The organism is Microcoleus sp. AT3-D2 (genome assembly GCF_036705715.1).
In the GTDB taxonomy this organism is placed as follows: Bacteria; Cyanobacteriota; Cyanobacteriia; order Cyanobacteriales; family Microcoleaceae; genus Microcoleus.
In genome coordinates this window covers 1-4563 of record NZ_JAUBVE010000096.1, presented here as the reverse complement: position 1 = coordinate 4563, position 4563 = coordinate 1, and the positions used below count along the sequence as shown (strand labels likewise).

Sequence of the window (4563 nt, the reverse complement as noted above, 5' to 3'; positions counted from 1 at the left end):
TCTGCTGAGATAAAAACGGAAAATTCCTCTGCCACAGAAACTGAAAATCCGACTGTTTCTGAAATTCCCAATTCTGATCCAAATCCTGTTGAGACAAAAACGGAAAATTCCTCAGCGGGAGAAACCGAAAACCCCACAATTTCCGAAAATCCCAATTCTGATCCAAATTCTGCTGAGACAAAAACGGAAAACTCCTCTGCCACAGAAACTGAAAATCCGACAATTTCTGAAAATCCCAATTCTGAGCCAAATCCTGCTGAGACAAAAACAGATTCTCCCGCAGTAGAAACTGAAAATCCGACAATTTCCGAAAATCCCAATTCCGATCCGAATTCTGCTGAGACAAAAACGGAAAATTCCCCAGCGGGAGAAACCGAAAACCCCACAATTTCCGAAAATATCATCTCAATTATCTCAGAAAACACTCAACCAGCGATCGCAGTTGTCAACTCAATCGACTTCATCACAGGTGACAAAATCGAAACACCCGTCTTTTTCCAACCCGACAAACCAGAAATATCGGCAATACCCGCAGAATCCACAGACATTCTCACTGGGGAAATTGAAAACATCTCCCCAACTCTTATCGATACCCCCGAAATAGCCAGCCAAACTCCTGAAAATTTCCCGCTAATTTCTCCGGAAGAAATTTCCCAACTGTGGGAAAGCCTCAACAGCATATTAGCCCAACAATTCCCTAACATTCCCGAAACAGAATCCAGTCAAAATCATCAACCATCCGCATCAGAATATATAGTTACCGACGCCCAAACTATTATTCCCGAAATTGCCGTCACTGAAAATCATCACTCACAACAATCGGAAAATATCACCGCCGGCAGTGACAATCAGCCACCAACAACCATTGATGAATATGTAAACCCCGACTTCGACTCCGAAAACATCGCCATTACTCCCGAAATACCATCCGAGGAAAACAATCAGCCAGACAATTCACTTCATATCATCGCTGACTCCGAAATCGCAACTGCAACTGACAGCGACTCCGAAACAACCATCAACGAATACGCAATCACCGACACAAAAACCAAACTAGAAATAACCCCCAACCTCCCCCAACAAAACCAACCATTAATCGGCATCATCGACACCGGCTTCACAACCAACAATCCCAACATCAACTACAGCCAAATCTTCCTCGGCAAAGACTTAATCGAGGGCGACAACAATCCCCTACTCCAACCAAACCAAGCAAACCAACACGGCGACACAATTTTAGAAATTATCAGCCACTCCAACAATCAAAGCGACACCAAAAAATCGACTCCGATTTGGTTGGGACGAGCGATCGGCAGCGGCAACTGGCATCAATCCCTGATAGAATTTGTAGACACCGCAAAAGCTTCAAAACAACCCAACGCCGTCGTCAACCTCAGCTTCGACTTAACCCAAATCAATCCCGACGGCACGCAAACCACACGCTACCAACTGACAGCAGAAGAAAAATCAGCACTTAAATACGCCCATGACAACAACATACTGATTGTAGCAGCGGCCGGTAACGAAGGGGATCTCGCATCATCCCTCGGACAAGCCTCAACCGAATTCGACAACATCATCACAGTCGGCGCATCCGACAACAACAATCGAGCCGCCTATTCCAGCTACGGAGGCGGTTTAGATATCCTAGCACCAACAAGCCTTACACAAACAGCAGAACCATCAACAACCGAAACAAAACAAGGCACATCAATCGCTGCTGCTTTCGTTACAAAAACCATCTCCCAAATGTGGGCAGCCAACCCATCCCTGAACCGCCAACAAATCAAAAACATCCTCCTAAAAACAGCAACAGACATCGACGTACCCTCATGGGACGAAAGGACAGGATACGGAATATTAAACCGCGAATTAGCAATAGCCACCGCCACAGAAACAATCCCCACAATTCCAGTATTGGCAGCCGTCAAACAATTGACTAAATCGCTGATTGATGCCGATGCAAATGTCAGTAACTCTCCGAATAATAGTACAGCCAAACCCTCAGAAAGAGCCACCGCAACCAACGCCCCAGGCACACCAAAGACTACCAGTACCTCAACCGGAGACTACAACCAAGGCACCAGCTCCTATACCACAGAATTAGCGCCATACAGAACCACCAGTACCAGCAACTATAACGGTACAAACAGCACTAACTCTCAAACCAATAGCAACTTCTCAAACACAGAATCAAGCTGGGATAAAAGCACCGTCAAAACCAACACCAAGGGCAACTCTTTTAACGAATCTATAAGTGATTCCAGCACAAATGCTGCTACCTACACCAGCAAAAACTTTTCCCAAAACTCAGTCGAAAACAAAAATCAATCGCAGCAAAAATACAGCCGAGTTAAATACGAAGGCACTCGCGCCGACCAAAGCTCATCCAATCAAAAATCTCGCAGTTCTACCAATTATACCACTCCTTCACAAACTACAAATACCACTGCCGAGAGCTACCGAAACAGCTTCTCCCAATCCGACAGCAAATACGGCACGGGGTATGCAATGAATAACGGCAAGCGCCAAGACGATTGGGGGTCAAAATCAACTTCAAATACTCGCAATACTAGCAGCACCGGCAGTTCTCTCAGCAACAGTTCAACTCAAGTTCAAGGCAAAGCCGATTGGACGAATAGCAGTAACGGTAGCAGTTCCAACAACACTCATAGTGGCGAAGAAACGACAGTTACCAAATCTGATTCTCAAAGCAGCAACACCAGCGGTTTCTCCAAAACTAATAACAGTGGCGACAACTATTCTGTAATTAACTCAACCTGGGACAACTCTACAATTAACGGCAAAGCCGTCAACAGCAACACCCGCGATGTTTATTCGGAAGGGAACAGTAATAGTAACAGCAGTTACGACGACGGTAAGTCAAAAAATACCAGCAACAGAGACACTTACACTGTCAATCAATCCCAACAAACCAACAGCAGCAACGGCCCAGCATATTGGCAAAACAACCGCAATAACAATTATTCTGTCACTCAAGGTAATGACACCCAAAACTACAAAAATGGGCCGTCAACTAGCAGCCACAATCGGGATACTTATTCTGTCAGTAAGTCAAATTCTTCGAGCAGCAACAGTTCGGGAAAAGTTAGTTCTAAAAACCAGCAGGAAAATTATTCAGAAAATAATGCTCAGTGGGAGAGCGAGTATAAGGCTGATACTTATACAACTCAAAGCAATAGCGACGAATCGACAATAACCGCTACTAAAAGTAACAGTAGCACCGAAGGCAGTAATTCCAATTCATCTAACAGTAGCGATACCTACCGGACTCGGAATTCACAGACAGTTACCACTTATAAAGATGGTCGAAAAACTGAGAATGGCGGTTCGACTTACGAGAAATGGTCGAGCGAAAGCACTTACGATAGTAAGGGTTTAGTTAGCTCAATTTCCAAGTATTCTACATGGAGTTCGAGTTACAGCAGAAATTACTTTAAAGGAGGTTACAGTTGGAGTGAAACCCTGAGCGGTTACGATTCAGAATCGGGAACAAAAGGAGGTGTTTCGACGAGTAATGGCAGCAGTTGGAGTTGGACTCGGAGCGGGACAGTATGGGATGATGGTCGCAATAATTGGAGTGAAAGCTGGTCGAAGTCTAGTTGGAAAGATGGCAAGTATGCGCCGGGTGAATCTGAATCAAAAAGGGGAGCATTTGACCCGAAGAAAACAACACCGCAGGTTAATGATGTGCCTTCATTTGGGGATGCGCCGCGGTTGACTAAGGCGCCGAAAAAACAGGTGCCAATCGATTTACAGAAGCCTCCGAAGCCGAGTGATGATATTTGGACACCACCGCGTCGTACTGTTACTCCTCCACGAGAAGTAGAGAATTTTCCAGATAATTGGGTTGCTGGGCCTGGTGGTGGTAGCTCACCAAATCAGGACAAAATACAGAAATTTCTTCGCGAATTTCGTAGGGTAATGGCACAGGGAAAACGTGCTGTCATAGATTTTCTCAAAGGATTCATTTACCACTCTCTCATAAATGGCGTCGGTATCCTCAAGGATGTAGCTGACCTCTTGTACCCACCAGGAGCAAAATCCCATGCGGAAATTGAGGCATATTACCGGAATAATCTGAGTTTTCAGCTAGGAAGAGCCGTTGCCAACGGATTAACTTTTCTAGCAGGAATACTAGGAATTTTGTTAATCGGACTGACTATTGGAGGTAGTGGTGGCAGTGCTTTAATAGCAGCGCCCGCACAGGCAGCAGCATTGATAGCGGCTGGCAATATGACGGCAGCTAGTGCCAGAGATATTCTCAGTCTTGTAGGTCAAGTCCTTCAGATGACTTCTGGGAACAGCGATGGTTCTCCTTCTGTTCCAAACCCAGACAGAACGACACCTTCTCTAAAGCCAGATCCCAACAGACAGCCTAGTGGCTCGAAAACAAAAACAAGCGCAAAGGATACTGCAGAGACAAAAAGGGCGATAGGGCGAGAAAATGAATCTGCTGATATACTAAGTAGCTAGACAAAATTAATTACATAGTTTTCTCCAAATTCTTTCAGGATTTTTTCCACAGAGGTAACAAAAGTA

At 45.1% G+C, this 4563-nt stretch carries 1 protein-coding gene; it reads left to right on the top strand.

Annotated elements, in window-relative coordinates:
- A partial coding sequence (locus QUB44_RS27295) for a S8 family serine peptidase (protein WP_333372441.1) occupies positions 1 to 4497 on the top strand: 4497 nt, incomplete at its 5' end.
- Positions 4498 to 4563: the final 66 nt, after the last annotated feature.